Below are 25,158 nucleotides of genomic sequence, written 5' to 3'. Positions count from 1 at the left end.
CCGCTCACCCCTCCGGCAGCCGATCAGTGCCACCGGAGGGGTGTTCTATGCGCGAGACCACACTGCACGCCGTGCGCCTGCTGGAGCGGGCGCAGACCGGCGAGGCGGCCGCCGTCCAGGCCGAGGCCGAGACGGCCCTCCGGGCGGTCACCGGCGATCTCGCCGACGGGCCGGCCTGCATGCACTTCGTCCGGGTGGTGTCCTTCATCGCGCGGGGCGACCAGCGGGCCGCGATCGAGGCGGCCGGGCCGATGCTGCGGGCCGCCGAGCGGGAGGGCAGCCGCGGCTGGCAGGCCGCCGCCCTGGCCAGCCGGGCCTGGCAGCGGCTGCGGCTGAGCGCGCCGACGGCCGACCCGGCCGGGCCGCGGGACGCCGACCACGACACCGACGAGGTACTGCGTGACCTGGTCGCCGCGGAGATGCTGGCCGACGGCGAGCCGGACCCGGTGGCCGCGGTCAACTCCCGGGTCGCGGTCGCCATCGGCTGGTACGAGCTGCGCCTCTACGAACTGGTCGAACCGCAGTTCCAGAGCGCGTACGAGATGAGCAGCGCGGACGGCGCGCAGAACGGCAACCGCGCGATGTGGCTGCTGAACCTCGCCGAGATGCACCTGCGCTGGGCGCTGGAGCTCTACCAGATCCACCGGGTCGCCGAGGCGGAGAGCCACAGCGCCGAAGCCGAACGGTACGCCAACCGGGCCGCCGCCGAGGTCTCCGGCGCCGACGCGGCCAGCTGGCGGGACAACGCGCTGCTCTACGCGGCCTGCTCCCGGGCCGACCGGCACGACCCGGCCGGCGCCGCGGTGGACATCGAGCGATACACCCGGCGGCTGCGCGACCGCGGTTTCCCGGCCGACACACTCGCGATCAGCCGGCCGTTCCACGCGGTGGCGCTGTCCCGCTCCGGGCGTCCCGCCGAGGCTCTCGAGGTGATCGCCGAGGCCGCCGCCGAACTGACCCCGGACGCGGACTGGCTGGTGGTGGCGAGCACCCACCGCACCCGGGCGGTCCTGCTGGCCCACGTCGGCTCCCGGGACGCCGAAGCGACCCTGGCCTACGGCGACAGCCTGGCCGCGGCCCTGTGGCGCCAGCGGCTGAACACCCTGCACGCCGCCCGCACCCGGTACGACCTGGAGCAGCTGCGGGCCCGGCACGAGCAGGTGGCCCGAGCCGCCGAGGTGGACCCGCTGACCGGGATCGCCAACCGGCGCGGCTTCGACAGCGCCGTGCAGTCAGCGGCCTGCCGCACCGGCCCCGTCGCGGTGCTGCTGGTCGACACCGACAAATTCAAGGTGATCAACGACACTCGCGGGCACGCCGCCGGCGACGCGGCACTGCAGGCCATCGCCGCGGCGCTGGCCGGCCAGGCCGGCCCCGGCGACCTGGTGGCCCGGCTCGGCGGCGACGAGTTCGCCGCACTGCTGGCCGGCGCCGACGCGGCCGAGGCAGCCGCCGTGGCGGCCCGGATGGTGGCCGCGGTCCGCGACATCCCGGAGTGCATCGCCACGGTCAGCATCGGCGTCGCGGTGGGCCCGGCAGCGGCCCTGAACGAGTCGCTGTGCCGCGCCGACGCGGCGATGTACCGAGCCAAGCGGCGCGGCGGCGACGGCGTCGAGACGGCCGATGAGCCGGGTTTACGGGCCGCCGCCTGAGCCTGCGTGCTCGCTCGCAGCCTGCCTGATCAGTCCGGTCGCTCGTAGCCTCGTGCCCGCTCGCTGCCTGCCCGCTCAGCCACCCTGCTCGCAGGGTGCCCGTTCAGCTCGCTTGCTCGCAGCGCCGAGCGCGTGCTCGCAGCTGCCCGTGTTCGCTCGGAGCTCCCCGCGTTTGCTCACGGCCCCCGCGCCTGCTCGCAGCCTGCCCGCTCGCAGTGCCCGCGCCTGCTCGCAGCACCGCCCGCTCGCTCACGGCCCGCCCTCCCAGGGGGCCTGCCCTGGACAGTGTTGCGGAATCGGGAACGACTCTGCGGGCGCCCTGTGGACAACGCCGTGGTGTGGACAGCGAATAGCCGCCGAGGATTTGCCAGATCCGCGCGGCGAGGCTGGGCCGGGCCGTGGGGTTGGGCGGGCCGAGGGGATGGGCGGTCGGCGAGGGGCAGGCCGAGGTATGGGCGGCCGGCGAGGGCGGGCTGTGGGGTTGGGCGGGCGGCGAGGGTGGGCCGGGCCGTGGGGTTGGGCGGCCGGCGAGGGGCAGGCCGTGGGGTTGGGCGGCCGGCGGGGGCGGGCTGTGGGGTTGGGCGGGCGGCGAGGGTGGGCCGGGCCGTGGGGATGGGCAGCCGGCGACAGCGGGCCGGGCCGCGGGAATGGGCGCGCGGCAAGGACGGGCCAGGCCGCGGGGTAGGGCGACGGCGACGATAGACCGGCAATGGCGATGGCCGCGTGGCGAGGTTGGGCCGGGCTGCGTGGCTGGGCGCGCGGCGAGGGTGAGCCGGGCAGCGGCGATCGGCGCGCGGCCAGGGATGAGCCGGCCAGCAGTGATGACCGCTCGGCCACGGTAGGCCGGACCGCGCGGACGGGCGCGTACCGGAAATCGGGCACGCGGAAGGGGCGCCCCGCAGGAGGCGCCCCTTTGTCACGCGTCTTTAGTTGGGGGACCGCTGTTCGCTGTTAGTTGCTGGAGTTCGACATCATGTTCGCGCCACGCCAGGTGAACTCCGGATCGGCGGAGAACTGCACCGCGATCTTCACCAGGTCCTCGGCGTAACGGTTGGCGTGGTGGCCGCAGAAGACCAGATCGCCACCGCCCGCCAGTGTCAAACGGAGCTTCCCGGCTGCATTGCAGCGGTCGCACCGTTCATCGGCTGCTAGGCCGGACAGATTTCCCGCCGGCGGCGTGAGGGTCGGGGTCATCGCCTTCCTCCTCTGTTCGTCACCGATGAACATGTTCCTCGGCTACTGCTCACACATCGTGCAACACCCTGCGCCGTTGCAGCCTTCCCAGAGTGCCCCGGGGGGACCGAGGTCACACCGGTTCCGACTAGTGTGCCGTGATCCCAGGGTGCCACGTCAACGATCACTTCTGCACAACGGTCTGATCACCACCCGTTGATGTACGGGTGGTGACCAAACGGACACGTAATGTTGACTGAACGTCTTAGTCCAGGTAGTCGCGGAGAACCTGCGACCGGGACGGGTGCCGCAGCTTCGACATCGTCTTGGACTCGATCTGCCGGATCCGCTCCCGGGTGACCCCGTAGACCTGGCCGATCTCGTCCAGCGTGCGCGGCTGGCCGTCGGTCAGGCCGAAGCGCAGCCGGACCACGCCCGCCTCCCGCTCGGAGAGCGTCTGCAGCACCTGCTGGAGCTGGTCCTGCAGCAGCGAGAAGGAGACCGCGTCGACCGCGACGACCGCCTCGGAGTCCTCGATGAAGTCACCGAGCTGGCTGTCGCCCTCGTCGCCGATCGTCTGGTCCAGCGAGATGGGCTCACGCGCGTACTGCTGGATCTCCAGCACCTTCTCCGGCGTGATGTCCATTTCCTTGGCCAGCTCCTCCGGGGTGGGCTCGCGGCCCAGGTCCTGGAGCAGCTCGCGCTGGATCCGGCCGAGCTTGTTGATCACCTCGACCATGTGCACCGGGATACGGATGGTGCGGGCCTGGTCGGCCATGGCGCGGGTGATCGCCTGGCGGATCCACCACGTCGCGTACGTGGAGAACTTGTAGCCCTTGGTGTAGTCGAACTTCTCGACGGCGCGGATCAGGCCCAGGTTGCCCTCCTGGATCAGGTCCAGGAACGCCATGCCGCGGCCGGTGTAGCGCTTGGCCAGCGAGACCACGAGCCGCAGGTTCGCCTCGAGCAGGTGGTTCTTCGCCCGCTCGCCGTCCCGGTTGATCCACTTGAGGTCGCGCTCGAAGTTGCGCTCGAGCGTCTCCTCGCCCTCCTCGGCGGCCCGCAGGCGCTCCGCGGCGTAGAGGCCGGCCTCGATCCGCTTGGCGAGCTCGACCTCCTGCTCCGCGTTGAGCAGCGGGACCTTGCCGATCTGCTTGAGGTAGGCGCGGACCGAGTCGGCCGAGGCGGTCAGCTCCGCGTCCCGGCGGGCCTGCTTGAGGGCCTCGGACTCCTCGTCGTCCCACTCGAAGTCGCCGTCGGTGGCCGAGCTGGCGGCGTCGGCCGCCGCCGCGGCGACCACCGCGGCCGGCTCCTCCACCACCACGTCCTCGATCTCGGCGGCGAGCTCCTCGGGGTCGATCTCCTCGCCCTCCGGGCCCTCCTCGCCGGGCTTGGCGGCCTTGGCGGGCGCGGCCTTGGCGGTGACCGCCTTCTTGGCCGGAGCGACCTTCTTGGCGGCCGGGGCCGCCTTCTTCGCGACGGCGGCGGGGTCGCCGGCCGGCGCGGCCTGTTTCGGGGCGGGCGCCGCCTTCTTCACCGGAGCGGTCTTGGCGGTGGTCGCCTTCGACGCCGGGGTGGCGGAGCGGGCGGCAGCAACCTTGCGGCGGGTGCTGGCCGAGCCGTCGACCACGACGGTGATGTTGGCGTCCACCAGGCCGCGCAGGATCTTCTTGGCCTGTGCCGGGTTGACGCCGGCGGACTCGAGCGTGTGCGCGACCTGGGCCGAAGTGAGCTGCCCGCCCGCACCCTGAGCATGGGTGACCAAGGCCTCGGTGATAGAGCGAACGTCGGCACCGTTCTGGTGGGCTTCTGTCACGAATGACCTTCCGGAGGCGATGAGTTTGGGCACGGCCGTGGTCCAGCGCAGCACGCGGGGGCGAGTCTCGCCGGAGTCGATTTTGGGAGCCCCCGGTTCACGGATGGTCCCGGTGTGAGCGTCCGTGAAGCGTGGGCAGGGGTGAATTGTAGCGCCGTCTCACGAGATCCTCCCCCCGCAGCACGCCGCCGGGGGCCGACGACCTCGTCGGAGACGCTCCGGGCGAGAATCGTATCGGCGGAAAGGACGCAAACGTGAGCGAGATTTCTCCGGGCACGTCGCCCGGCGAGCTGCTGGACATCGCGGTCCGGGTGGCGCGGGAGGCGGCGGCCACCGCGCGCCGGATGCGCGACGAGGCGATCGGCGACGTGCAGACCAAGAGCACCGACACGGACGTCGTCACCGCGGCGGACAAGGCGGTCGAGCGTCAGGTGGTGGAGGCGCTGCGGGCCGCGCGGCCGGGCGACGGGGTGCTGGGTGAGGAGTACGGCGACACGGCCGCCGCCGAGCCGGGCGCGGTCCGCTGGATCCTGGACCCGATCGACGGCACCGTGAACTACCTCTACGGCCTCCCGCAGTACGCGGTCTCGCTGGCCGCCGAGGTGGACGGCGAGGTGCTGGCCGGCGTGGTGGTGAACGCGGCCACCGGCGACGAGTGGACCGCCACCCGGGGCGGCGGCGCCTGGCGGGCCGGCCGCCGGCTGTCCTGCTCCACCGAGACCGTGCTGGGCCAGGCGCTGATCGGCACCGGCTTCGGGTACGACCCCCGCCGCCGGGCGCACCAGGGCCGGGTCTTCGCCGAGATGATCACCCGGGTGCGTGACATCCGGCGCTTCGGCGCGGCGTCCCTGGACCTGTGCCTGGCCGCCGAGGGCCAGCTGGACGCGTTCTTCGAGAAGGGTCTCAACCCGTGGGACCACGCGGCCGGCGGGCTGATCGCCGCCGAGGCCGGGATGGTGGTGTCCGGGCTGAACGGCGCCCCGGCCGGACCGGACATGGTGCTCCTGGCCCCGCCCGCGCTCTTCCCGGCCTTGCACGACCTGCTGGTCGAGCTGGACGCGGCGGGTGGCGCCTAGCGCGGCGGTCAGCCGTCCTCCGCCTCGGGCTTCTTGGTGACCGGCTTGAGGCAGGCGCCCGGCGGCAGCTCCGGCTCGCCGATCTCGACCAGGGACTGGTTGACCTCGGTCGTGGTCGCCAGCTGCTGGAAGTTGTCGCCGATGACGATCTCGATGACCGCGCCCTTGCGCTTCGCGTTGTAAACCATCTTCGACTGGGCGAGGAAGTACGCCCGGACCAGCTGGGCCTTGCCCACCGTGTCCGGGCCGAAGCGGATCTCGGCGACCCCGTCGAACTTGGTCTTGCTCTTCCCGGAGGGCTGTACGGTGAACCGGCGGTTCTTGAACTCCGAGGTCACCTGGTCGGCCAGGCCGGCCCGCTTGGTGCCGTTGAGCACCTTGAGGGTCACCTCGGCGGGGTCGTCCGGCAGCTGCACGTCGGCGAGCGGGGCGCCGTCCGGGCAGTTGGCGCCGTTCGCGATGTCCGACTGCTTGTCGCGGACCAGCGCGACGACGACGAAGACGAGAGCGGCCACGGCAAGCACGCCGACGACGACGAGCGCTCGGACGCGCGCAAAGCTCATGGGGTTGGCTCCAGGATCGAACGACCGGCCCCGGTGAGGTCGCCGGGCCTGTCGAGAGGTTAGCGTCTGTCCGCCAGGCACGCGGAAACAGGGAAAGCTTCCGGCGCGCCGACGATGATCCAGAGGTCGCGACCCCTACTTTGGTGTCGCCTCAGTCACATCGGGAACAATGTGCCGCCAGTGGGCGTACAACTCTGCCGCGACAGCGGTAAGGTTCCGCGCTCGCCGGGCCCTTACACCGGTGTCCGATCGAGTGTCAGAAATCGTCTTGCGGAACCGGGAACCGAAACCATGTCACCGGCGTTACTAACGCCAAGTGACACATCGATACAGGAGAGTGAAGACCGATGGCCACCGACTACGACGCCCCGCGTCGCGATGAGGTCGACCTCGGCGAGGACAGCCTCGAGGAGCTCAAGTCCCGTCGCGCTGACTCCCAGTCCGGGGCGGTGGACGTGGACGAGGTCGAGGTGGCGGAGAGCTTCGAGCTGCCCGGCGCCGACCTCGCCGACGAGGAGCTGACCGTCAAGGTGCTGCCGATGCAGACCGACGAGTTCCGCTGCTCCCGCTGTTTCCTCGTGCACCACCGGAGCCAGCTGGCGACGGAGCGGAACGGGGAGCTGATCTGCCGCGAGTGCGCCTGACAGGGCGTGCTCGCGCGCAGCGCGTTTCACCTACACGGGGTTTGACCCTGATGCGGAGCCGGGCACTGTACCGGTGACGACGAGGGGGAGGACGACGATGAGTCAACCGGATCGCGTACCCGACTCCGCGGCCGGCGCCGACGCCGACGAGGACCTGGGTCGCACCGTCGCGGCCCTGACCGCCGACGACCTGGAGCCGGCCGGCCGGCGACGGCTGCTCGGCCGCCTGGTGGGTGACGTGCGCCGTCGTGGGCTCGGTCAGGCGTTCAAGCCCAAGGCCGCGTTGCGCTGGATGGCGGACGTGGTCGCCGACGTGGCGCCGCACGTCCCGGTGCGCAACCGGGAGACGCTGCGCCGGCACTTCCCCGGCATGGACGACGACGCCCTCGCCGAGCGTCTGATCCGCAACGCCGCCCGGGCCACGGCCGGTGTGGGCGCGGCCGGCGGCGGCATCGCCTCGATCGAGTGGGCCGCCACGCCCACCCTGCTCTCCGCCCCGGTGCTGCTCTCCGCCGAGACGATCGGCGTGGTCGCGATCGAGATGAAGCTGATCGGCGAGCTGCATGAGTTGTACGGCCAGTCGATCGCCGGCAACGGCACCGAGCGCGCGGTCGCCCTGGTCCAGTCCTGGGCCGGCCAGCGTGGCGTCAACCCGCTGATCCCCGGCGTCGGCGTGGCCACCGTGCTGGGCACGTCCGCCCGCCGCGACCTGCAGAAGCGGCTGCTGCACCGGTTCGGGCGCAACCTCACCTCGTTCGGCCCGATGCTGACCGGCGCGGCGGTCGCCAGTTACCTGAACCGGCGGGCCACCCGGCTGGTCGGCGAGAAGGTGCGCGACGACCTCAGGAAGCAGCTGCCGGGGAGTCCCGGCCGGCACGCGCTCGACGACTGACCGCGAGCAGCGTGGTGGCCAGCTCGACCGGCCGCCGGGTGCTGACCACCCAGTACGGCGTCGGGTCGGCCGGGTCGTCGAGCAGTACCTGCACGGCGGTGCCGATCCACGGGCGCTGCACCACGAAGGCGGTCGGGTGCGCGCCGACGCCGAGCGCCTCGCGCTTGCCGGCCGCGTCCAGGGCCACCACGTCGGCGACGAACTCGACCGGCAGCCGGGCGTCGTCGACCAGGAACTCGCCGTCACGCACCGCGACCCGCAGCCGGCCCAGCGGGACCAGCAGCAGGACCGCCAGCGGCAGCAGCACCGCGTAGGGCAGCCAGGCGGGCAGCTCGGGGATGCCCAGGGTCAGCTCGGTGGCCAGGATGGCGCCGACCAGCAGCACGGCGGGCCAGGCCCACCAGGGCAGGCCGAGGCGTTCCTGATGGGCCTCGACGGTGCGGGCCGGGGGCTCGGGTGTCACCCTCGAAGGGTACGGCGCGCCTCCGCTGCCGGACACGGCAGGATGGCAGGGTAGGCACCGCCCGGAGCCGTACTTCCAGTGAGGGATTCTTCCGTTGAGCGACGTTGTCATCCAGGTCCGGCTGATCGACCCGGACCTGCCGCTGCCGGCCTACGCGCATCCCGGCGACGCCGGCGCCGACCTGGTCGCGGCCGAGGAGGCGGAGATCGCGCCGGGGGCCCGGGTCAAGGTCCGGACCGGCATCGCGGTCGCCATCCCGGACGGCTTCGTCGGGCTGGTCCACCCACGTTCCGGATTGGCCGCGCGCCTCGGGGTGACGGTGCTCAACGCGCCCGGTACGGTCGACGCCGGTTACCGCGGTGAGATTCTGGTCAATCTGATCAATCATGACCCGGAGCGGACCGTGAAGATCTCGCGCGGTGACCGGATCGCCCAGCTCGTCGTCCAGCGGGTGGAGCGAGCGGTGTTCCACTGCGTGGACACCCTCGACGACACCTCGCGGGGCGTGGGCGGGCACGGTTCGACCGGTGGCTTTGGTGAAGGAAAGGCTGGCAGTGATGTTCTCCCGTAAGCGCGAGGGCGCCAAGCACGTACGCGCGGCCGACGCGCCGCCCTCCAAGGCGCTCGCCCAGAGCCTGGCGGCCGACGGGGAGCCCGCGGCGCCCGAGTTCGGCCCGTGGGACCTCAAGCACGCCCCGGCCGACGTGCAGCGGCTCGACCTGGGCAGCCTGCAGATCCCGGCGATCGAGGGGGTCGAGGTCCGGGTGCAGGCCAACCCGGAGGGCGGCGTCGAGCAGGTGGTCCTGGTGGACGGCGAGAGCGCCCTGCAGCTCGGCGTGTTCGCCGCGCCGAAGACCGAGGGCATCTGGGACGAGGTGCGCGAGGAGATCGCCATCGCGATGCGCGAGGACGGCGTGCAGCCCCAGGAGCTCACCGGGCGGTACGGCACCGAGCTGCTGGCCCGGGTGAACACCCCGGAGGGCCCGGCCGAGGTGCGCTTCGTCGGCGTGGACGGCCCGCGCTGGATGGTCCGGGCGCTGTTCCAGGGCGCCGCGGCCGCCGACCCGGCCCGCGAGGGCGTGCTCGGCGTGGCCCTGGAGGGCCTGGTCGTGGTCCGGGACAACGAGCCCCGCCCGGTGCGCGAGCCGCTCCCGCTGCGGCTGCCCCGGGAGATGGCCGAACAGGGGCCCGCGCAGGAAGTTTGAGACCGGGAAGAGTTACCGTGAAGTCATGACCACGGAGGAGCGGACCGGCCTGCGCCGGTTCCTGGACCGGTTGACCGCGACCGACTCCGAGCTGGACGCTCGGGAGTTGCAGCGGGACTCGGCGAAATGTGGCGCGATGCCGGCCGGCCAGTGCCGGCGCGGCCAGGTCGTTTCGGTGTCCGGGCGACTGCGCACCGTGGCGTACACTCCACGGACCAACCTGCCCACCCTGGAGGCCGACCTCTGGGACGGCAGCGACGTGGTCACGCTGGTCTTCCTAGGCCGCCGGTCGATCGCCGGCATCGAGCCGGGGCGCCAGCTGACCGCGCGCGGCCGGATCGCGATCCGGGACGACCGCAAGGTCATCTACAACCCGTTCTACGACCTGGAGGCGCCCCGGTGACACCCGGCAACGAGCCGCGCCACGTGGCGCACGAAACCGTCGAGGAGCGGCTCGCCGAGGACATCGTCGAGGAGCTCGACCTGCATCCGACGCCCGCCGCGCAGGCGGACGAGGAGGAGGCGCTCCCGCCGCTCAGCGAGCAGATCGCCGAGCAGCTCGGCGGCGTGCGCGGGCTGGTCGAGTCGAGCATCCCGGTGCTCGCCTTCGTGCTGTTCAACGTGCTGCTCGGCGAGTCGGTCGCCGGCTTCGACAAGCAGACCGCGCTGCTCTGGGCGATCATCGGGTCGGTCGGCTCGGCGCTGGCCATCGGTGGCGTCCGGCTGGCCCGCAAGCAGCCGGTCCGGCACGCGGTCAACGGGCTGTTCGGCATCGCGCTCGGCGCCTACTTCGCCTGGAAGAGCGGCGACGCGAAGAACTTCTACCTGCCCGGCATCCTGCTCACCTTCGGGCAGGCCGGGGCGCTGCTGCTCTCGGTGCTCTTCCGGAAACCGCTGATCGGGTACGCCTGGGGCATCATGGCCAACAAGGGCCGGCAGGACTGGTTCGGCAACGCCCGGCTGTTTCGCACCTTCCAGTGGCTGACCCTGCTCTGGGTGGCGTCGCTGGCGCTGCGCGCCGGGATCCAGTTCTACCTGTGGCGGCTCGGCGAGGCGAACGCGCTGGGCATCGTCCGGATCCTGATCAGCTGGCCGATCTACGCCGCGACGTTCGCCTTCACCGCCTGGGCCATCCACCGGATCACCTCCGCCCAGAAAGCGGAGGAGACGGTCGCCTAGGCCGGAGCCCAGGAACGCGCAGGCGACGGTCGCCTGAGCGGAGCCCGGGAAAGCGCGAGAGACGGTCGCCTAAGCGGAGCCCAGGACCACGGCGCGGATCTGGTCCTCCACCTCGGTGGTGCACACGAAGATCAGCTCGTCGCCGGCCTCCAGCGGGTCGTCCGGCGTCGGCACCACCACGCGCTTGCCGCGCAGGATGGCGACCAGCGCGGCGTCCCGCGGCATCGGCACCGAGCGCAGCGGCTGGCCCTCGTAAGGCGCGTCCTTCGGCAGGGTGATCTCGACCAGGTTGGCCTCACCCTGCCGGAAGGTCATCAGCCGCACCAGGTCGCCGACCGTGACCGCCTCCTCGACCAGCGCGGCCATCAGGCGCGGCTTGCTGACCGAGACGTCGACGCCCCACTGCTCGGTGAACAGCCACTCGTTCTCCGCCCGGTTCACCCGGGCGACCACCCGGCCGACCGCGAACTCGGTCTTGGCGAGCAGCGACACCACCAGGTTGGCCTTGTCGTCGCCGGTGGCCGCGACCACCACGTCGCAGGACGCGACGTCGGCCTCCTCCAGGCTGCTCAGCTCGCAGGCGTCGGCGAGGATCCACTGCGCCTCGGGCACCCGCTCCGGGCACAGCTGGCGCGGCTGGCGCTCGATCAGCATCACCTCGTGCCCGTTGCCGATCAGCTCCTGGGCGATCGACCGGCCCACGTTGCCGGCTCCCGCGATGGCGATGCGCATGTCAGTGCCCTTCGTTTCCGGCGCGCGAGGCGATGTCCAGGACCTTGCCCACGGTGTCGTCGGTGACCAGCATGAACACCTGGTCGCCGTCCTGCAGCACGGTGGACGGCTGGGCCAGCGAGCCCATCCCGAAGCGCATCAGATAGGCCACCCGGGCGCCGGTGGTCTCCTCCAAGGTCTTCACCGTGCGGCCCACCCAGTCCCGGTGCAGCGGGGTCTCGACGATGCTGACCACGCTGGTCGGGTCGCGGAACACCTCGAAGCGCTCCTCGGGCGCCAGGTAGCGGAACATCCGGTCGGCGGCCCAGCGGATGGTCGCCACGGTCGGGATGCCGAGCCGCTCGTAGACCTGGGCGCGCTTGGCGTCGTAGATCCGGGCCACCACCCGGGAGACGCCGAACGTCTCGCGGGCCAGCCGGGCCGAGATGATGTTCGAGTTGTCCCCGCTGGAGACCGCGGCGAAGGCGTCCGCCCGCTCGATGCCGGCGGCCCGCAGCACGTCCCGGTCGAAGCCGATCCCGTTGACCGTGATGCCGCCGAAGTCGGCGCCCAGCCGGCGGAAGGCGTCGGCGTTCTGATCGATCACGGCGACCTGATGGCCCCGCGCGTCGAGGTTCTGCGCCAGCGTCGAACCGAGCCGGCCACACCCCATGATCACCACGTGCACGGCTTGTGCCCTCCCGATTCGCTACCGTCCCCGTTGAGCCTGCCATGCCCCGGTGCGGCGGTGTGTCCGGGGCGGGCGACGCCCGATCACGCCCGGTCGTACTCTTGGCAGTCGTGGCAAGTACCACCTCCCTAGCCAAGCGGCTGCTTCTCGGCCGGCCGTTCCGCTCGGACAAGCTGCAGCACACGCTGCTGCCCAAGCGGATCGCGCTGCCCGTGTTCGCCAGCGACGCCCTCTCCAGCGTGGCGTACGCGCCGGACGAGATCCTGCTGACCCTCTCGATCGCCGGGGCCAGCGCCTTCGCGATCTCTCCCTGGGTGACGCTCGCGGTCGCGGTGGTGATGGTGACCGTGGTCGCCAGCTACCGGCAGAACGTGCACGCCTACCCGTCCGGCGGTGGCGACTACGAGGTCGCCACGGTCAACATCGGCCCCCGGGCCGGGCTCGGCGTGGCCAGCGCGCTGCTGGTCGACTACATCCTCACGGTCGCGGTGTCGATCTCCTCCGGGGTGAGCAACCTGGCCTCGGTGCTCCCGTGGGACTCGATCGGCGACTACAAGGTGGAGATCGCGGTCGGGGCGGTGCTGCTGCTGACCGCGCTCAACCTGCGCGGCCTGCGCGAGTCGGGCACCGCGTTCGCGGTCCCGACCTATCTGTTCATCTTCGTGATCATCGGGATGATCCTGACCGGTCTGTTCCGGGTCTTCGTCCTCGGCGACGACCTGCGCGCGCCCAGCGCCGGCCTGACCATCACGGCCGAGGAGAGCCACCTCACCAGCTTCGCCTTCGTCTTCCTGCTGTTGCGGACGTTCTCGTCCGGCTGCGCGGCGCTGACCGGGGTCGAGGCGATCTCCAACGGGGTGCCCGCCTTCAAGCCGCCGAAGAGCAAGAACGCCGCGACCACGCTGCTGCTGCTGGGCGTGATGGCGATCGTGATGCTGTTCGGCATCATCTCGCTGGCCCGGCTCACCCACCTGCAGTACGTCGAGGACCCGACCACGCAGATCACCGGCGGCCCGGCCAACTACGTGCAGAAGACGGTCACCGCGCAGCTCGCCGAGACCGTCTTCGGCCAGGGCTCCTGGCTGGTGGTGCTGGTCGGCGCGATCACCGCGCTGATCCTCTTCCTGGCCGCGAACACCGCCTTCAACGGCTTCCCGGTGCTCGGCTCGATCCTGGCCCAGGACCGGTATCTTCCCCGCCAGTTCCACACCCGGGGCGACCGGCTGGCGTTCAGCAACGGCATCGTCTTCCTGGCCGCCGCCGCGATCGTGCTGATCGTCGCCTTCCAGGCGGAGACCACCCGGCTGATCCAGCTCTACATCGTCGGGGTGTTCGTCTCCTTCACGCTGTCGCAGGGCGGCATGATCCGGCACTGGAACCGGTTGCTCCGGGTCCAGCGGGATCCGGAACGCCGCCGCCGGATGATCCGGTCCCGGGCGATCAACACCTTCGGCATGGGGCTGACCGGGGCGGTGCTGATCGTCGTACTGATCACCAAGTTCCTGCTCGGCGCGTGGATCGCGATCGCCGCGATGATCGTGATCTACGGGTTGATGCTGGCCATCCACCGGCACTACACCCGGGTCTCCGAGGAGCTGCAGCCGACCGAGGAGCGGCCGGTGCTGCCGTCCCGCAACCACGCGGTGGTGCTGGTCAGCAAGGTGCACATGCCGACCCTGCGGGCGGTCGCCTACGCCCAGGCGACCCGGCCGGACACGATCACCGCGGTGACCGTGAACGTCGACGACAAGGACACCCGGAACATCCAGGCCGAGTGGGAGCGCCGCGAGCTGCCGGTGCCGCTGACCGTGGTGGACTCGCCGTACCGGGAGATCACCAAGCCGATCATCGACTTCGTGAAGAGCGTGCGCCGCGCCTCGCCGCGCGACGTGGTGACCGTCTTCGTACCCGAATATGTGGTTGGTCGCTGGTGGGAGAACCTGCTGCACAACCAGAGCGCGCTGCGGATCAAGGGCCGGCTGCTCTTCGAGCCCGGCGTGATGGTGACCAGCGTGCCCTGGCAGCTGCGATCCAGCCAGGACCGCGACCTGGACCGGCTGGACCGGGGGCTGAGCCGGGCGCCGGCGCGCGGCCCGCGCTTCCACCCCAGCGAGCCGTCGGCCGTTTCTGATCAGCCGATCGAGGAGAAACCGTGACCCTTCCCGAAGACGACCTCGTGGAGGGTGACCGGATCGAGCTGACCGTCGGCGCCCCGGCGCACGGCGGGCACTGCGTGGCCCGGTTCGGCGGCGAGCACGGCCGGGTGGTCTTCGTCCGGCACGCGCTGCCCGGCGAGCGGGTCACCGCGGAGATCACCGAGCGGCACCGCGGCTACCTGCGGGCCGACGCCGTGGCGATCCACGAGCCGTCGCCCGATCGCGTCCGGCCGCCCTGCGAGTACGCCCACCCGGGCGGCTGCGGCGGCTGCGACCTGCAGCACGTCTCCGCCGACGCGCAGCTGCGCTGGAAGACCCAGGTGGTCCGGGAGCAGCTCGGCCGGCTGGCCGGGCTGACGCCCGAGGACCAGGACCGGCTTTCGGTACGCGTGGAGCCGCTCACCCCGGGCGAGGCCGGCCTGCTCGGCTGGCGCACCCGGGTCCGCTACGCGATCGACGCGGCCGGCCGCCCCGGCCTGCTCCAGCACCGCTCGCACCAGGTGGTCCCGATCGACCGCTGCCTGATCGCGCACCCGGCGATCCAGGAGCTCGACCTGCTCCAGCACCCCTGGCCGGAGAGCAACGCGGTGCAGGCGGTCGCGTCCGGCGGCGGCGACGTCGCGGTGCTGGACCGCCCGGCCGGGACGTCCGGCTCGGCCGGCGACGACCCGACCGAGGACCAGGGCGGCGCCGGGCTGGTCCGGCTGGCCGGGCCGGAGCGGATCACCGAGGTGGCCGGCGAGCGGTCCTGGGAGCTGGCGCCGGAGGGCTTCTGGCAGGTGCACCCGGCGGCCGCCGCCACGCTGACCGAGGCGGTGCTGGCCATGCTCCGGCCGGCCCCGGGCGAGATCGCCTGGGACCTGTACGGCGGGGCGGGCCTGTTCGCCGCCGCCGTCGCCGCCCGCACCGGGGCCCGCACCACGGTGGTCGAGTCGTCGCCGCTGGGCGTCGCCGCGGCCCGGTCCGCCCTGGCCGACCTGCCACAGGTCGAGGTGGTCGCGGCCCGGGTGGAGACGGCGCTGGGCCGGCGCCGGATCACCGGCCCGGTCGACCTGGTGGTGCTGGACCCGCCGCGGGCCGGTGCCGGCGCCCGGGTGGTCCGCGGGATCGCCGGGGCCGGGCCCCGCGCGGTCGCCTACGTGGCCTGCGACCCGGCGGCGCTGGCCCGGGACGTGAAGACGTTCCGGTCGCTCGGCTGGGAGCTGGCCGAGTTGCGCGCCTTCGACTGCTTCCCGATGACCCAGCACGTGGAGTGCGTCGCGCTGCTCACCCCGCCGGGGCGCTAGACGTAGTGCCGGTCGCGGTGCTCGGCGGCTGCCGACATCAGGTCGTCGAGGGCGTTCCGCGTACGGATCAGCTCCTCGATGTGGGTGGAGAGACGGTTGCGCTCCTCGCGCATCCGCTCCATCGCCGCGTCGGCATGCTCCAGGCTGGGCGCGTCGACGCAGGGGAGCAGCTCGGCGATGGTGCGGCTGGAGAGTCCGGCGGCGTAGAGCCGCTGCAGGAACGTCACCCGCTCGACCGCCTCCTCGGTGTAGTGCCGCTGGCCGCTCGGGCTCCGGATGCTGCTGAGCAGCCCCTGCTCCTCGTAGTAACGGACCGACCGGACGCTGACCCCGGCCCGCGCCGCGAGATCCCCGATCCGCATGCCGCCTCCCCTGTGACCCGGCTCTCGCCACCTGCCTCTGACGTCAGTGTCAGGTCGCAGCGTACCGGGCATGACCGCTGTGTTCGGCGGGTTCCGCCTCGTTGGCCTGAGCCCGCACAACGCCTGTCCGCACGCGGCCGGACCGCACGGCCCGTCCCCGGCCGGGGACGGGCCGCTCCGGCGGTTACGGGTTGGCGCGCTCGGCGGCGCTCACCGCGTTGCGGAACAGCATGGCGACCGTGGTCGGGCCGACCCCGCCGAGCCGCGGGGTGATCGCCCCGGCCACCGCGGCGCACGCCTCGTCGACGTCCGGCAGCAGGCGGCGGCCCTCGTAGCGGACCCCGGCGCCGATCACCGTGGCGCCCGGCTTGACGTGCTCCGGCTGGATGATGTTCGGCACGCCGGCGGCGGCGATCAGGATCTCCGCCCGCTGCGTGTACCGCGGCCAGTCCTTGACACCGGTGTGCACCACGGTGACGGCGGCGTTCGCGGTCGGCCGCTTCTGCGCGAGCAGCATCGCGAGCGGGCGGCCCAGGGTGGCGCCGCGGCCGAGGATGACCACCTCCCGCCCGGACACCTCGACGCCGTGGTGGGCGAGCAGCGCCTCGATGCCGGCCGGGGTGCAGGGCAGCGGGCCGGGCAGGCCGACCGCGAGCCGGCCCATGTTGAGCGGGTGCATCCCGTCGACGTCCTTGTCCGGGTCGAGGGTCTGCAGCGCGGCGTCGTAGTCCAGGTGGGCCGGGATCGGGTACTGGATCAGGACGCCGTGCACGGCCTTGTCGTCGTTGAACTCGGCGATCACCTTCAGCAGGTCGGCCTGGGTGACGTCGCCGGACAGGTGCCGGTGCGGGGACTCGAAGCCGAGCTCGCCGGCCTGCTTCTGCTTGATCCGGATGTACCCGGCGCTGGCGTCGTCGTCGCCCACCAGGATGGTGGCCAGGCTGGGCTGGATGCCACGCCCCTTGAGCTTGGCGACCCGCTCCCGGACGTCGGCCAGGACGGCCTCGGCGACCGGCGCTCCGGGCAGGAGGCGGGCGCCGCTGGTTTCGGTGGTCATGCTGTCTGCTCCTCGGCCGGGGAGCCCAGGCGGACGACTCCCGTGACGAGCTCCCCGATGGTTGGACCATCCTCGTGCCGCCAGTCGCTGCTTGCCTTCCAGGATGCCCGACGTGGCGCCGGCCCGAGGCGGCGGGGTGGGGTCGGTCCGGTCCGGCCGCCGCTGCCCGCTGCCGCGATGCCGCTCGCCCCGCGCGGGATTTTTTCCGGTACGACCGGCAGCCCCGTGGCAGTCGGCCCGCGATGCCCGGCCCACTCCCGGCCGCGGCGCGTGTCGTGCGGGCCCGCCGCCACCCCGCGATGCCCGCTCGGCACCGGACCGCGGCGCGCTCACGGTCCCCGGCTGGTCCTCACGGGTGTCTCAGGGCGGCCGAGACACCCGTGGGGCACAGCCGGGACCGTGAGCGGCTCGCGGATCCGGGCTGGTCCTCTCGGGTGTCTCAGGGCGGTCGAGACACCCGTGGGGCCCAGCCGGGACGGTGGGCGGCTCGCGGATCCGGGCTGGTCCTCTCGGGTGTCTCAGGGCGGTCGAGACACCCGTGGGTCCCAGCCGGGACGGTGGGCGGCTCGCGGTCCCGGGCTGGTCCTCTCGGGTGTCTCAGGGCGGTCGAGACACCCGTGGGGCCCAGCCGGGACCGTGGGCGGCTCGCGGTCCTGGGCCGGGGTGGTTCAGGGCGCTTCGTGCGGGCGGTTCGGGGGCGGGGTGTCGGCCGGTGCGGTGGTGCCGGCCTCGGCCAGGGCGGGGGTGTGGGCGTCGTGCGGGTCGTCGTCGAAGGTGGACTCGTCGAAGGGGGCTTCGCCGGCGAGGACCCGGCCGGCCTGCTCGCGGTCGATCTCGTGGGTCCAGGTGCCGATCAGGACGGTGGCGACGGCGTTGCCGGCGAAGTTGGTCAGGGCGCGGGCCTCGGACATCAGGCGGTCGATGCCGACGATCATGCCGACGCCGGGGACCAGGTCGGGGCGGTGGCTCTGCAGGCCGCCGGCCAGGGTGGCCAGGCCGGCGCCGGTGACGCCGGCGGCGCCCTTGGAGGCGATGATCATGAAGAGCAGCAGGCCGATCTGCTGGCCCACGGAGAGCGGCTGGTCCATCGCGTCGGCGATGAACAGGGAGGCCATGGTCAGGTAGATCGCGGTGCCGTCCAGGTTGAACGAGTAGCCGGTGGGCACCACGATGCCGACCACCGGGCGGCTCACCCCGAGGTGGCCCATCTTGGCGATCAGCCGGGGCAGCGCCGACTCGGACGACGAGGTGGACAGGATCAGCAGGAACTCCCGGGCCAGGTAGCGGAAGAGCCGGAAGATCGAGATCCCGGCGACCAGCCGGAGCAGCAGCCCGAGCACCACGAAGACGAAGAGCACGCAGGTGGTGTAGAAGCCGAGCATGATGCCGGCCAGGCTCTTCAGCGCGTCGAAGCCGGTCGCGCCGACCAGCGCGGCCATCGCGCCGAACGCGCCGATCGGGGCCAGCCACATGATCATCGACAGGATCTTGAAGACGATCCGCTGGAGCAGCCCGATCGCCCGGATCACCGGTTCGCCGCGGTCGCCGAGCGACTGCACGGCGAATCCGACCAGCAGCGCCACCAGCAGCGTCTGCAGCACCTGGGTGCTGGTCAGCGCGGAGAACAGGGTGTCCGGGATGATCCCGAGGACGAAGTCGACGCCGCCCTCGGCCTGCTTGCTGACCTGGGCCGTGCCGGTCTTCGCCAGCTCCTCGCTCAGGTGCAGGCCGGAGCCGGGGTGCAGCAGGTTGCCGACCACCAGGCCGATCGACAGCGCCACGGTGGACATGATCAGGAAGTAGCCGAGGGCCAGCCCGCCGACCCGGCCGACCTGGGCGGCGCGCCGGACCGAGCCGACCCCGAGCACCAGGGTGCAGAAGATCACTGGCGCGATCATCATCTTGATCAGGTCGACGAACCCGGTGCCCAGCGGTTTCAGCTTCACCGCGAAGTCCGGGAAGACGAAGCCCACGGTGATCCCGAGGACCATCGCGAGCAGCACGGAGAGGTAGAGGTAGTGGCTGCGGTCTCGGCGCCGCGGAGCCCCGGCATCGACGGACATGGGCCCCTGGTTACCCGAATCTGTGAACCGAATCACATCGTTTCACCGGAAGGGCGGAATGTGCAGGAGCTGTGGAGGAATCGGCCCTGTCCGTTCGCGCCAGGTCGCCTCCGCGCGGCGTCCCGATAGACTTCACGCCTATGAGCGACTCCCCCTCGACCCCGGCCGGCCTGCTGGCGAGCGTCACCGACCCCGGCGCCCTCAAGCGCCTGACCGCGGAGCAGCTGACCCTGCTCGCGGCCGAGATCCGTGACTTCCTGGTGGCCAAGGTGTCGCGGACCGGGGGCCACCTCGGTCCCAACCTCGGTGTGGTCGAGATGACCCTCGCCATGCACCGGGTCTTCGACTCACCCCGGGACAAGATCCTTTTCGATACCGGCCACCAGGCGTACGTGCACAAGATCGTCACGGGCCGTCAGGAGGGCTTCGACCTGCTCCGCCAGCGCGGTGGCCTGACCGGCTACCCGAGCCAGGCGGAGAGCGAGCACGACCTGATCGAGAACTCGCACGCCTCGACCGCGCTCTCCTATGCCGACGGTCTGGCCAAGGCGTTCGCCCTGCGCGGCGAGGACCGGCACGTGGTGGCCGTGGTCGGCGACGGCGCGCTCACCGGCGGCATGTGCTGGGAGGCGCTCAACAACATCGCGGCCACGAAGAACAAGCTGGTCATCGTGGTCAACGACAACGGCCGGTCGTACGCGCCGACGATCGGCGGCCTGGCCGACCACCTCTCCACCCTGCGGCTCAACCCGGGCTACGAGAAGGTGCTCGACCTGGTCAAGGACGCGCTCGGCTCGACCCCGGTGGTCGGCAAGCCGGTCTTCGAGGTGCTGCACGCGGTCAAGCGCGGGATCAAGGACGCGATCAGCCCGCAGCCGATGTTCGAGGACCTCGGCCTGAAGTACATCGGTCCGGTGGACGGCCACGACCAGCAGGCGATGGAGTCCGCGCTGCGCCGGGCCAAGGGCTTCAACGCGCCGGTCATCGTGCACGCGGTGACCCGCAAGGGCTACGGTTACCGCCCCGCCGAGCAGGACGAGGCGGACTGCCTGCACGGCCCGGGCAGCGCCTTCGACGTGGAGACCGGCAAGCTGCTGGCCGCCCCGACGCTGAAGTGGACCAAGGTCTTCGCCGAGGAGCTGGTGAAGATCGCCGACGAGCGCCCGGAGGTGGTCGGCATCACCGCCGCCATGGCCGAGCCGACCGGCATCGCCGCCCTGGCGAGGAAGTACCCGGAGCGGGCGTACGACGTCGGCATCGCCGAGCAGCACGCCGCCACCAGCGCGGCCGGCCTGGCGATGGGCGGCCTGCACCCGGTCGTCGCGGTCTACGCCACCTTCCTGAACCGCGCCTTCGACCAGGTCCTGCTGGACGTGGCGATGCACAAGCTCGGGGTCACCTTCGTCCTGGACCGGGCCGGCGTCACCGGCCCGGACGGCCCGAGCCACTACGGCATCTGGGACATGAGCGTCTTCGGCGTGGTCCCCGGCCTGCGGATCGCCGCCCCGCGGGACGCCGCCACGCTGCGCGAGGAGCTGCGCGAGGCGGTCGCGGTCGACGACGGCCCGACCATCGTCCGGTTCCCGACCGGCGCGGTCGCCGCGGACACCCCGGCGGTGCGCCGGGTCGGCCAGGTCGACGTGCTGCGCGAGGCCGATCCGGGGCGCAAGGACATCCTGCTGGTCGCGGTCGGCTCGTTCGCCGGCCTGGGCCTGGACGCCGCCGAGCGGCTCGCCGAGCAGGGCTACGGGGTGACCGTCGCCGACCCGCGCTGGGTCCGCCCGGTGCCGGCCGAGCTGACCGGGCTGGCCGCCGAGCACCGCCTGGTGGTGACCCTGGAGGACGGCATCCGGACCGGCGGCGTGGGTGACGCGGTGGCCGCCGCGCTGCGCGACGCCGGGCTGACCACGCCGCTGCGCGACTTCGGCGTGCCGGCCGGCTTCCACCCGCACGGCTCGCGGGCCGAGATCCTCGCCTCGCTGGGGCTGACCGCGCAGGACATCGCCCGGGACGTGACCGAGTGGGTGTCCCGCCTGGACGCCGGCGACGCGGTCCAGGAGCCGGCGCTCTGACCGAGCCCCGGCACCGTTGACGAGCGTCTCCGTTATCTGACCGTTATCTTTGACGGATGGGTGCGGAGACGGTCATCGACCTCGGTCTCGACCGGGGTGTCCCGGAGTCCTACGAGCGACCACGCCGGCCCACCGTCCCGATCTGGTTGGCCCCGGCCCTGCTGGCGGTGTTGCTCCTGGTCAGCTCGGCGGCCTCGGCCGCCCCGCCGAGACCGCCGTTCACCGAGCTGCTGCGGGTGCCGATGGGCCCGGCCGACCCCTATCTGGTCACCGGGTCCGGGCTGCTCACCCAGTCGTACGGGCGGCTCACCGCCTACGACCTGGAGAGCGGGGCGCTGCGCTGGCGGGCCGGCGAGACGATCCCGGTCTTCCGGCTGCGCACCGCCGGCGGCCTGGTGCTGATGCGGCCGTGGACCACCGGCGGGGTGGAGCCGGGCACCACCGCGTTCTCGGTGACCACCGGGGCGAAGCAGTGGCGCAACGAGCGCAGCGTGATCACCTTCGCCGGCGGTGACGCGCTGCTCGCGGTGAACGGGGTGCGCAGCTTCTCCGGCACCGGCCGCCGGGTGCAGGGCCGGATCGAGGTGCTGGACCCGGTCACCGGGACGGCCCGCTGGCAGGTCCGGGTGCCGTCCACCGCGGTGGTGACCGGCGTCCCCGGCCCGGCCGACGCGGGCTCCCGGCTGCTGCTGATCCGCGACGACCGGACCGCCGCGCTGTACGACGTGGCCGACGGCCGCCTGCTGGCCACCCGTGAGCTGCCGGCCGCCACCTACGCGCCGGACAACCCGGTGGTGGCCGGCGGCGTGCTGGTGCTCCGGCATCCCGGCGCCGGCGGGATGGAGGTCTCCGCCTACGACCCGGTCACCCTCCGGCCGCTGTGGACCGAGCCCGCCGAGGGCACCCGCGAGCTGTCCGCCTGCGGCCTGCTGGCCTGCTTCATCGGCACGGACGGGGTGCGCGCGGTCGACCCGGCGACCGGCGACGACCGGTGGGCGCGGGGCGACTGGCAGGCGGTCGAGGAGCGCGGCGACACCCTGCTGGCCTATCCGGACGGCAACGACCCCGGCCGGCCGGGCGCCCTGGTGGACGCCGCCACCGGCCGGGTGCTGGCCGCCCTGACCGGGTGGCGGCCGATGGCCGGGGCGGACGGGAGCGGCCGGCTGCTGGTCACCCGGGAGGTCCGGGACGGCGCGCGTACCATGGTCGCGGTCGCCGACCCGGGCATCGGCCGGCTCCGCCCGCTCGCCGAGCTGCCGGCCGGGGTGAGCGAGTGCCAGGCCGCTCCGAGCCGGCTGGTCTGCCGCTCGGCGTCCGGCGAGCTGGTGGTGTGGGCGTACGACGAGGCGGCCGGCGAGCGCTGACCGCCGTACCGACAAAGGGGCCGACGGTGATCGAGCTGGACCGTGACGCCCCGCTGCCTGCCTCGCGCCCGCCGCTCGCCGCCTCCCGGCGGACCCGCCTGCTGCTCACCCTGATCCTGCTCGCCGCCGTGGGCGGCGCCGCGCCGGCCGCCGGGATCGTCTGGCGCTACCTCGGCACGGTGCCCGCCCCGGACGGCCCGATCGAGCTGGCCGGCGGCCAGGTCTACACCGTCGACACCACCGGGGCGCTGCCCGCCGTGACCGCCTGGGGCCCGGCCCGCCCGCCGGTCCGGCTGTGGACCACCCGGGTGCCGGTCGGCGACGAACCGGGCGTGGTCCCGGCCGCCTCGGTCACCGTCCGGCAGGCCGGCGAGGTGGTGCTGCTGACCGCCGGGGTGGCCACCACCGCGGTGGACGCGGCGACCGGCCGGATCCGCTGGTCGTCGCCGATCGCGGTGAGCGTGCTGGCCGGCAGCGGCGCCGGCGTCACGGTGGACCGGGTGTTCCGCCCCGGCACCGAGTACGACCAGGAGTCCGGCGACCCGGGCCCGCTCTACTTCACCGCCACCGGCGAGCCGCACACCGAGCCGCCGCTGCGCACCGAGGTCCGCGGCCTGGACCTGGCCGACGGGCGGACGCTGTGGACGGCCACGCCGGGCGGCTCGGTGACCGTCGACGTGCTGCCCGGCGCCGCCCCGGCCGTGCTGATCACCTCGTCCCGGCTGCTCAGCCTGGTCGACGGGGTGAGCGGGGCGGTGCTGCGCGAGGCCGAGCTGCCGCAGCTGGGCGGGCACGGCCCGGCCAGTTCGTCGCTGCTCGGCGACGTCGCCCTGGTCAGCTACCGGGAGCCGAGCCGGCAGGTGGCCTTCCGGGCGCGTGACCTGCGGCAGCTGTGGTCCCGGGACACCCGGGACGCGGAGCTGCTCGCCGACCCGGCCGACTGCCAGGGAGTGCTCTGCGACGGCGGGCACGGCGACCTGCGGGTCCTCGACCCGGGCACCGGCCGGGCCCGGTGGCGGGTGCAGGAGGACGTCGACCTGACCCTGCGCGCCGGTTACGTGCTGCAGACCGACGCGGCCACCGGCGAGCCGGTGCGGCTGACCGACCCGCGCACCGGCGCCACCCGGGTCGACCTGGCCGGCTGGACCGGCGAGGTGGCCGGGGCGGCCGACCAGCCGCTGCTGCTGCGCCGCGCGGAGGGCCGGAGCGGGCAGGCGTTCGCCGCGGTGGTGCCCGGGCACGCCGAGATCCGCCGGCTCGGGGTGGCCGGCGCCGGGCTGGGCGACTGCGACTCGGACCGGGCCTTCCTGGTCTGCCGGTCGTCCGGCGGGCTGCGCCTCTGGGCATACCGGATCTGACCCGCGGCGCGCACACTGGGGAGGTCCCACAGGGGGGCGCGGCGTGTCAGATGTCCTGATCGACCTGGGCGATGCGCGGTCCGGCGGCCGGGTGCCCGACCCGGAGCCACCGGCCCGCGCCCGGGTGCTGCTCGCGGTGCTCACCGGGGTGCTGACCGCGCTGCTCGGCGGGGCGGCGTACGCCCGCCCGCCGGAGCCGCCGGTGATCGTCCCGGCCGGCCTGGGTGACGCGATGCGGGTCTCCGGCGACCGGCTCTACGTGGTCGGCGCCGGCCAGCCGGTCGGTGCCCGGGTGCGCGAGCAGACCATCCGGACCTACCTGCTGCCCGGCGTCACCCCGCTGGCTCGCAACACCATCCGGGTCAGCGGCAACGTGCAGAGCGTGGTGTCGGCCGGGGCGGACCGGATGCTGGTGACCTACCAGGACGAGGGGACCGCCACGTTCAGCACGGTCGCCCTGCGCGCCGGGGTGGACCGGCCGCTCTGGCAGCGCCCGGCCGCGCTGATCGGGGTGCGGGCGGACGCCGGGCTGGCGCTGGTCCGGCAGGAGGCCGCCGAGTTCCCGGACGCCGACTGGCACGGGGTGGACCTGGAGACCGGGGCGGTGCGGTGGACGGTGCACCAGCCGGCCGGCGACGACGTGGCGGTCGGCGACAGCGCCGGGGGCTATCCGGAGCGGCTGTTCGTGCTGACCGCCGGGGCCCGGCTGAAGGTCTACGAGACCCGGTCCGGGCGGCTGCTCGCGCAGACCCCGGTGCCGGAGCGCCGGGCCGGGGTGACCACCGCGCTCTGGCCGGCCGGCGACCTGGTGCTGCTCAGCGCCGGGGCGGCCGGCACCACCGGGTACGACGCCGCGGCCGGCCTGGCGCCCCGCTGGCACAACGGGATGAACCTGAGCTGGTACCGGGGGCCGACCGCGTGCGGGGACCTGATCTGCGCGTACCTGCCGCAGCGCGGGATCCTGGTGATCGACCCGCGCACCGGCCGGGAGCGGTGGGCCTCGGACCGCTGGGAGTACTCCGCCCGGGTCGGCGACTATCTGCTGGTCGGCTGGCCGGACGTGGCCGAGCCGCAGCTGGTGGTGGTCCGGGCGGACACCGGCGACGTGCTCGGCTCGGCCGGCGTGTGGCGCGCGGCCGGGCCGGGTCCGGCGCCCGGCACCGCCTACGTGATCCGCTCGGTGATCGGCGAGGATCGGGTCTGGTACGGCGTGCTGGACCCGGCCCGCCGCCGGGTCGAGCTGCTCGGCACCGCGGCCCGGGTCACCGGCGACTGCGCGATCGTGCCGCGGGCCCTGGTCTGCCGCCGGATCGACGCCACGGTCGGGGTGTGGCGGCTTGGGTAGCCTGCAGCTACGGCGGCGTCTTGATGGAGG

23 protein-coding genes and 1 riboswitch are annotated in these 25,158 nt (G+C 73.2%); of the genes, 14 read left to right on the top strand and 9 right to left on the bottom strand.

The genetic code is table 11. The features are described 5' to 3' along the window. Positions 1-47: 47 nt before the first annotated feature. Positions 48-1,652 carry a GGDEF domain-containing protein gene (locus BJY16_RS01460; protein WP_185037332.1) on the top strand — a complete coding sequence of 535 codons (1,605 nt, stop codon included), beginning with the start codon at positions 48-50 and terminating at the stop codon, positions 1,650-1,652. A gap of 951 nt (positions 1,653-2,603) precedes the next feature. On the opposite strand, the gene BJY16_RS01455 is transcribed toward BJY16_RS01460, so the two are convergent. Together BJY16_RS01455 and BJY16_RS01450 are read right to left on the bottom strand one after the other, a co-directional pair. Continuing rightward, the gene (locus tag BJY16_RS01455; protein WP_185046213.1) at positions 2,604-2,846 is read right to left on the bottom strand and encodes a DUF7455 domain-containing protein; all 243 of its coding nucleotides are present in this window, start codon (positions 2,844-2,846) and stop codon (positions 2,604-2,606) included. A gap of 244 nt (positions 2,847-3,090) precedes the next feature. Then, the gene (locus tag BJY16_RS01450; protein WP_185037331.1) at positions 3,091-4,641 is read right to left on the bottom strand and encodes an RNA polymerase sigma factor; all 1,551 of its coding nucleotides are present in this window, start codon (positions 4,639-4,641) and stop codon (positions 3,091-3,093) included. A 254-nt stretch (positions 4,642-4,895) separates the two neighbouring features. Here BJY16_RS01450 and BJY16_RS01445 point away from each other — a divergent pair, with 254 nt between their 5' ends. Further along, positions 4,896-5,717, top strand: coding sequence for an inositol monophosphatase family protein (locus BJY16_RS01445; protein ID WP_185037330.1), 822 nt, complete (start codon positions 4,896-4,898; stop codon positions 5,715-5,717). An 8-nt stretch (positions 5,718-5,725) separates the two neighbouring features. On the opposite strand, the gene BJY16_RS01440 is transcribed toward BJY16_RS01445, so the two are convergent. After that, on the bottom strand, positions 5,726-6,280 hold the full coding sequence (locus BJY16_RS01440; protein WP_185037329.1) for a LytR C-terminal domain-containing protein: 555 nt from the start codon (positions 6,278-6,280) through the stop codon (positions 5,726-5,728). A 347-nt stretch (positions 6,281-6,627) separates the two neighbouring features. Between BJY16_RS01440 and BJY16_RS01435 the strand changes: the two genes are divergently transcribed. Next, positions 6,628-6,924 carry a DUF4193 domain-containing protein gene (locus BJY16_RS01435; protein ID WP_014694055.1) on the top strand — a complete coding sequence of 99 codons (297 nt, stop codon included), beginning with the start codon at positions 6,628-6,630 and terminating at the stop codon, positions 6,922-6,924. Positions 6,925-7,021: 97 nt separating this feature from the next. Then, on the top strand, positions 7,022-7,816 hold the full coding sequence (locus BJY16_RS01430) for a hypothetical protein (RefSeq protein ID WP_185037328.1): 795 nt from the start codon (positions 7,022-7,024) through the stop codon (positions 7,814-7,816). Here the strand turns inward: BJY16_RS01430 and BJY16_RS01425 are convergent. Next, positions 7,767-8,279: a DUF3093 domain-containing protein gene (locus BJY16_RS01425; protein ID WP_239177695.1), complete on the bottom strand. Its 513-nt coding sequence runs from the start codon at positions 8,277-8,279 to the stop codon at positions 7,767-7,769. The two genes, BJY16_RS01430 and BJY16_RS01425, sit on opposite strands and share 50 nt — an antisense overlap. Before the next feature lie 94 nt (positions 8,280-8,373). Between BJY16_RS01425 and dut the strand changes: the two genes are divergently transcribed. Genes dut through BJY16_RS01405 form a run of 4 tightly spaced genes read left to right on the top strand, consistent with a single transcriptional unit; the run spans position 8,374 to position 10,663 of the window. Beyond that, positions 8,374-8,850: a dUTP diphosphatase gene (gene dut / locus BJY16_RS01420; RefSeq protein ID WP_185037326.1), complete on the top strand. Its 477-nt coding sequence runs from the start codon at positions 8,374-8,376 to the stop codon at positions 8,848-8,850. After that, positions 8,837-9,484, top strand: a complete 648-nt coding sequence (locus tag BJY16_RS01415) for a DUF3710 domain-containing protein (protein ID WP_185037325.1) — start codon at positions 8,837-8,839, stop codon at positions 9,482-9,484. The genes dut and BJY16_RS01415 overlap by 14 nt, the downstream gene beginning before the upstream one ends. A 25-nt stretch (positions 9,485-9,509) precedes the next feature. Continuing rightward, positions 9,510-9,887, top strand: a complete 378-nt coding sequence (locus BJY16_RS01410) for an OB-fold nucleic acid binding domain-containing protein (protein WP_185037324.1) — start codon at positions 9,510-9,512, stop codon at positions 9,885-9,887. 23 nt (positions 9,888-9,910) lie between these two features. Beyond that, positions 9,911-10,663, top strand: coding sequence for a DUF3159 domain-containing protein (locus tag BJY16_RS01405; protein ID WP_239177693.1), 753 nt, complete (start codon positions 9,911-9,913; stop codon positions 10,661-10,663). Between the two features lie 69 nt (positions 10,664-10,732). Here the strand turns inward: BJY16_RS01405 and BJY16_RS01400 are convergent, their stop codons facing one another. Then, a complete protein-coding gene (locus BJY16_RS01400; protein WP_185037322.1) occupies positions 10,733-11,395 on the bottom strand; it encodes a potassium channel family protein in 663 nt (220 codons plus the stop codon). Between the two features lies 1 nt (position 11,396). After that, positions 11,397-12,062, bottom strand: a complete 666-nt coding sequence (locus BJY16_RS01395) for a potassium channel family protein (protein WP_185037321.1) — start codon at positions 12,060-12,062, stop codon at positions 11,397-11,399. Between the two features lie 113 nt (positions 12,063-12,175). Here BJY16_RS01395 and BJY16_RS01390 point away from each other — a divergent pair, with 113 nt between their 5' ends. Beyond that, the gene (locus BJY16_RS01390; protein ID WP_239177691.1) at positions 12,176-14,221 is read left to right on the top strand and encodes an APC family permease; all 2,046 of its coding nucleotides are present in this window, start codon (positions 12,176-12,178) and stop codon (positions 14,219-14,221) included. Then, entirely contained in the window at positions 14,218-15,507 is a 1,290-nt protein-coding gene (locus BJY16_RS01385; protein WP_185037319.1) for a class I SAM-dependent RNA methyltransferase, read from the top strand. The genes BJY16_RS01390 and BJY16_RS01385 overlap by 4 nt, the downstream gene beginning before the upstream one ends. On the opposite strand, the gene BJY16_RS01380 is transcribed toward BJY16_RS01385, so the two are convergent. From BJY16_RS01380 to BJY16_RS01370, 3 genes are all read right to left on the bottom strand, one after another. Further along, positions 15,504-15,869: a MerR family transcriptional regulator gene (locus BJY16_RS01380; RefSeq protein WP_185037318.1), complete on the bottom strand. Its 366-nt coding sequence runs from the start codon at positions 15,867-15,869 to the stop codon at positions 15,504-15,506. The genes BJY16_RS01385 and BJY16_RS01380 overlap by 4 nt on opposite strands. Positions 15,870-16,053: 184 nt before the next feature. Then, positions 16,054-16,926 (bottom strand): bifunctional 5,10-methylenetetrahydrofolate dehydrogenase/5,10-methenyltetrahydrofolate cyclohydrolase, encoded by an 873-nt coding sequence (locus tag BJY16_RS01375; protein ID WP_185037317.1) that lies wholly within the window; start codon positions 16,924-16,926, stop codon positions 16,054-16,056. Positions 16,927-16,942: 16 nt separating this feature from the next. Then, positions 16,943-17,024: riboswitch (ZMP/ZTP riboswitch) on the bottom strand. A 570-nt stretch (positions 17,025-17,594) separates the two neighbouring features. Further along, the gene (locus BJY16_RS01370; protein WP_185037316.1) at positions 17,595-18,989 is read right to left on the bottom strand and encodes a cation:dicarboxylate symporter family transporter; all 1,395 of its coding nucleotides are present in this window, start codon (positions 18,987-18,989) and stop codon (positions 17,595-17,597) included. A 140-nt stretch (positions 18,990-19,129) separates the two neighbouring features. On the opposite strand from BJY16_RS01370, the gene dxs reads away from it, so the two are divergent. Genes dxs through BJY16_RS01350 form a run of 4 tightly spaced genes read left to right on the top strand, consistent with a single transcriptional unit; the run spans position 19,130 to position 25,128 of the window. Beyond that, positions 19,130-21,061 carry a 1-deoxy-D-xylulose-5-phosphate synthase gene (dxs, locus tag BJY16_RS01365; protein WP_185037315.1) on the top strand — a complete coding sequence of 644 codons (1,932 nt, stop codon included), beginning with the start codon at positions 19,130-19,132 and terminating at the stop codon, positions 21,059-21,061. 56 nt (positions 21,062-21,117) lie between these two features. Then, entirely contained in the window at positions 21,118-22,425 is a 1,308-nt protein-coding gene (locus BJY16_RS01360) for an outer membrane protein assembly factor BamB family protein (RefSeq protein ID WP_185037314.1), read from the top strand. A gap of 26 nt (positions 22,426-22,451) precedes the next feature. Further along, the gene (locus tag BJY16_RS01355; protein ID WP_185037313.1) at positions 22,452-23,783 is read left to right on the top strand and encodes an outer membrane protein assembly factor BamB family protein; all 1,332 of its coding nucleotides are present in this window, start codon (positions 22,452-22,454) and stop codon (positions 23,781-23,783) included. 43 nt (positions 23,784-23,826) lie between these two features. Beyond that, entirely contained in the window at positions 23,827-25,128 is a 1,302-nt protein-coding gene (locus tag BJY16_RS01350) for an outer membrane protein assembly factor BamB family protein (RefSeq protein WP_185037312.1), read from the top strand. Positions 25,129-25,158 lie beyond the last annotated feature (30 nt).

The sequence above is a fragment of the Actinoplanes octamycinicus genome (genome assembly GCF_014205225.1).
Taxonomy (GTDB): domain Bacteria; phylum Actinomycetota; class Actinomycetes; order Mycobacteriales; family Micromonosporaceae; genus Actinoplanes; species Actinoplanes octamycinicus.
This window is presented reverse-complemented; position numbering and strand designations above follow the sequence as displayed.